Annotated in this window: 5 protein-coding genes; all 5 read right to left on the bottom strand. The window is 34.3% G+C overall.

All coding sequences use genetic code 11. The features are described from left to right. Positions 1–129 precede the first annotated feature (129 nt). A complete protein-coding gene (locus tag WBN21_RS03835; protein WP_424197975.1) occupies positions 130–1,899 on the bottom strand; it encodes a sodium:solute symporter family protein in 1,770 nt (589 codons plus the stop codon). Between the two features lie 27 nt (positions 1,900–1,926). Next, positions 1,927–2,187 (bottom strand): DUF4212 domain-containing protein, encoded by a 261-nt coding sequence (locus tag WBN21_RS03830; RefSeq protein WP_424197974.1) that lies wholly within the window; start codon positions 2,185–2,187, stop codon positions 1,927–1,929. 25 nt (positions 2,188–2,212) lie between these two features. After that, positions 2,213–3,454, bottom strand: coding sequence for a hypothetical protein (locus WBN21_RS03825; RefSeq protein ID WP_424197973.1), 1,242 nt, complete (start codon positions 3,452–3,454; stop codon positions 2,213–2,215). Between the two features lie 107 nt (positions 3,455–3,561). Then, positions 3,562–3,981 carry a transposase-like zinc-binding domain-containing protein gene (locus WBN21_RS03820; RefSeq protein ID WP_424197972.1) on the bottom strand — a complete coding sequence of 140 codons (420 nt, stop codon included), beginning with the start codon at positions 3,979–3,981 and terminating at the stop codon, positions 3,562–3,564. Between the two features lie 52 nt (positions 3,982–4,033). After that, a partial coding sequence (locus tag WBN21_RS03815) for an alanine:cation symporter family protein (RefSeq protein ID WP_424197971.1) occupies positions 4,034–4,452 on the bottom strand: 419 nt, incomplete at its 5' end.

Raw genomic sequence — 4,452 nt, 5'->3', positions numbered from 1 at the left:
TCTATAGACTTTGTATAGATAAAACTATATTTCACTAATATAATAAAATCAGCACTACTTTTAAGTAGTGCCGATTTATCCTAACTAATAAACTTGAATTAAAGATTTTCAAGAATATACTTTCATATTTTAATGTGAATCACCTGCTTCTCCAGCACCAGAAGGAATTCTGATACTTTCAACCATGTCTTGAACATCTTGCGGTGGCTCTGGTGTCATTCTTGAAACCACAACTGAAACCACAATATTAATACACATTGCAATAGTTCCAAAGCCTTCAGGAGATGTACCAAACCACCAATCTTCACTTGTTCCACCGCCAAACATGTTTAGTTTAAATTTCATCATGTAGAATAACATAATAACAATACCGACAACCATTCCTGAAATTGCCCCTTGACTATTCATACGCTTATCAAAAATTCCTAAAATAATGGCAGGAAAGAATGATGCAGCCGCGAGCCCAAAGGCTAATGCGACGACGGCGGCGACAAATCCTGGTGGGTTAATACCAAAGTACCCTGCAATTAATATAGCTACAAAAATCGCTGCTCTTGCCCAATTTAACTCGCCTTTATCAGAGATGTCTGGCTTTAATTGCTTTTTGATTAAATCATGAGAAATAGAAGTTGAAATTACTAAAAGTAATCCTGCTGCTGTTGATAATGCTGCTGCCAATCCACCTGCTGCCACCAATGCAATTACCCAGTTAGGAAGGTTTGCAATTTCCGGATTTGCTAATACCATAATATCTCTATCTACGTATAATTCGTTTTTAGCGTCACTTGCATTAGAAATCATACGTTCTCCACTTGCTCCTCTTGCATCTGTATATACAGGCTTTTTACTTGATAAAGCACTACCAGCTACATATTGAATTTTTCCGTCACCGTTTTTATCAGCCCAAGCAATTAACCCTGTGTTTTCCCAGTTTTTAAACCATTCTGGAATATCAGCATATTTTTGCTCACTTACAGTTTCTATTAAATTTGTTCTAGAAAATACTGCAATTGCAGGCGCTGTTGTATAAAGAATCGCAATTAACAATAAAGCGTAACCCGCAGATTTACGAGCATCTTTTACTTTAGGTACAGTAAAGAAACGAACAATTACGTGTGGTAATCCTGCAGTACCTGTCATTAAAGCTAAGGTAATTGCAAAAACATCCCAAGTAGATTTTGTTCCGCTTGTATATTCGTTAAACCCCAATTGGGTGTGTAATTTATCTAGTTTATCAAGTAAAAATTCACCTCCTTCAACGGTACCTCCCATTCCTATTTGTGGAATGATATTTCCTGTCATTTGCATTGAAATGAAAAATGCAGGCACCATAAATGCAAATATTAATACACAATATTGTGCTACTTGCGTATATGTAATACCCTTCATTCCACCTAACAAAGCAAAAGTTAATACTACTGCCATCCCAATACCAACTCCTAAGTTAATATCTACTTGTAAGAATTGCGAAAACACAATACCAACACCACGCATTTGTCCTGCTACATAAGTAAATGATACAATTAATGCACATATTACGGCTACAGTTCTAGCCGTGTTAGAGTAATATCTGTCTCCAATAAAATCTGGAACGGTAAACTTTCCAAACTTTCGTAAATAAGGCGCTAATAGTAACGCTAACAGCACGTAACCACCAGTCCAACCCATTAAATAAACAGAACCATCATAACCTGAAAAGGAAATAATTCCTGCCATACTAATAAAGGAGGCGGCACTCATCCAATCTGCGGCTGTTGCCATACCATTGGCTAATGGGGAAACTCCTCCACCAGCGACATAAAATTCTTTTGTTGAGCCGGCTCTAGCCCAAATTGCAATTCCGAAATATAAGGCAAAAGTAATCCCTACTAATAACCAAGTCCAAGTTTGTACACTCATAATTTTTGTTTTTAAGTTTAGTTAGGGTTACTCGTCGAAACCGTATTTTTTATCTAATTTGTTCATTAATCTTACGTAAACGAAAATTAGAATTACGAATACATAAATTGAACCTTGTTGTGCAAACCAGAATCCTAGTTTAAAGCCACCAAGTCTAATTTCATTTAAAGCTTCTCTAAATAAAATTCCACAGCCGTAGGAAACTATAAACCAAATACTTAGTAATATCACTAAATATTTAAGGTTTACCTTCCAATATGCTGTTGCGTGTTTTTGTTTTTCTGACATATTATTTTTAGGTTAGATTAGTTAATTATAGAAAAATATGAGTTTGAAGTGTGAAAATGTTTGTTGATTCAGCACCAATAGCTCCTTTTGAACCAGTTGTATATTCTGCAGTAATTTTGGCAAAATGGCCATTTATAAAATAATTAAGACCAATACCCAATTCATTACTGTTATCGGGAGTAAAGTCTAAGTTTTGAGAACTATAAGATAGATAAGGCATGAGTTTCGCTTTTGTGAATAAAACCCCTACTTGACCATAAAGAATACTTCCAGACGATGGCACTAATCCTCCCGAATTAAAACCATCTGTATCACCATATTTATAATTATAATAAGCGCCTAAAGCGTTTATTGCTAACTCATCATTTAAAGGTGCATCATAAAAAGCATCCATAGCAAAATGTGTTACAGATTCTCTAGTTTCTAAATCGTTAACAGCTAATGCATCAGGATGATGGAAGAATCCAGCACCTAAACTAAATACTTTCTTTTTTCCTAAATACGTTCCCACCAAATAAGGAAGTTTATCTGATTCTTTATCAAGAAGATCGTATTTGAAATATCCTGCAAAATTCCAGAGCCCCGCCCCATCAACGTTATCAACTTGAAAAGAAGGTGTAGCTCCCAACGAACCTATATTCGTTCTGGCATTGTTGGCCGCAATTCTATAGCTAAAGTTACCTAAAGAACCTTTAGCATAAACCCCTAAATGACGTGCAAATTGGTCGCTTGTGGTAATATTATTCCAAGGAAAAAGTCTCCCATCGGCATTTCCAGAACCGGCATTATCTAGCGTCATCATATTTAAAGTACTTTGGTTAGAAAGTCTAGAAATACCATTCCAATAATGCAAACCCGTACCTACATGAAGTTTTCCTGGTTCTATAGCAAATTCTGCCCAAGCATCATGCAAAAAAAGCAAACTTCTATTGTTTGCCGTTTGCGAATTTGGGTTTGCTGATAAATTACCAGCACCAAGACTATTTAAACCAAAGTGGGTCAGTATTAAAAATTTAGGCGAAATTTGAGCAAAAGCCAAAATACGAGATCTTCTTATTGAATGTCTCAATCCTTTCTGTTCACTTCCAGCTTGCAACCACATTTGATGCCAGGTAATAATTCGTAAATATTTACTACCATCTTCATTAAGTTTAAGCTGCATCGGCTTATAGGAATGATCCTCAGATTTTGTTTCTTCCTGACTACTTCCCATAAAAGGGATCATCAGCATTAATACTGTAAAAAGTAAAAATGATTGTTTTTTCATAGTTTAATGGTTTAGTTAGTAATTAATTGGTTTTGTGTGCACCGCTAAACTCTGAAAAAGAATGGTTTAATAAAAAAACAATATATACATTTGTTAAATTAATATACTTACTCCTTAAAACGTTCCCATTTTATTAACATAAATTTATCTCCAAGCTCCGTCACTACTACTCCTGCTCCTTTAATATTGCTTGAATTTTGAAAATAAACACCTAACTCAATAGCATTTAGTATTTTATAAGTTGGATGATAATTAGAATTATAAGGACGTTTTATATTATACTTTTTTACCCAGTTCATAATACTAACATGGGACACCCCTAAAATACGTTCTATTTCACGATAGGTTAGACCTTCCAAATACAACTGAAGTGACTTATTTACATAATAGTCATCTATTTTCTTTCCAATCTTATTAACTGAGAAAAAATAATTACATTTTTTACATTTATAGCGCTGCCTTTTATTAACAATTCCGCTTTTAACGTAATGGTCTGAACCACAATTAGGACATAAATCGATTACCATATATATTTATTTAGCATAAATATATCAAATTAGCACGATTAATTATGGAAAATTACTTGAATTTTAGTTTTTTAAAATAAATTTTAGCCTCTTTTACTACTTTTGGAGCCAAAATTAATGTAGAAATCATTGTTGGAATTGCCATGAGTGCAAACACGCCATCAATTAAATTTAGCATCACGCTAAAAGGTGTTGTAGCGGCGAGGATGATACTGAGAATATAAATGTAATTATAATAGTGTTTTTTATCATCTCCAATTAAAAACGATAAGCATTTACTACCATAGTAAGCATATGAAAACAGCGATGAAACACTAAAAATGGTTACACAAACCATTAGCAAATATTTACCATAAACCGGCATGGTTTTGCTGAATGCTGATGCCGTTAAACTCACACCATTATTAGAAGTTGTTTCCCAAACACCTGTAACTAAAATAGCCAAGGCCGTTAGAGTACAAACTATTAGCG

Source organism: Algibacter sp. (assembly GCF_049667265.1).
GTDB lineage: Bacteria > Bacteroidota > Bacteroidia > Flavobacteriales > Flavobacteriaceae > Algibacter_B.
Note: the sequence above shows the minus strand (reverse complement) of the source record. Positions and strands in the feature narration are given on the sequence as shown.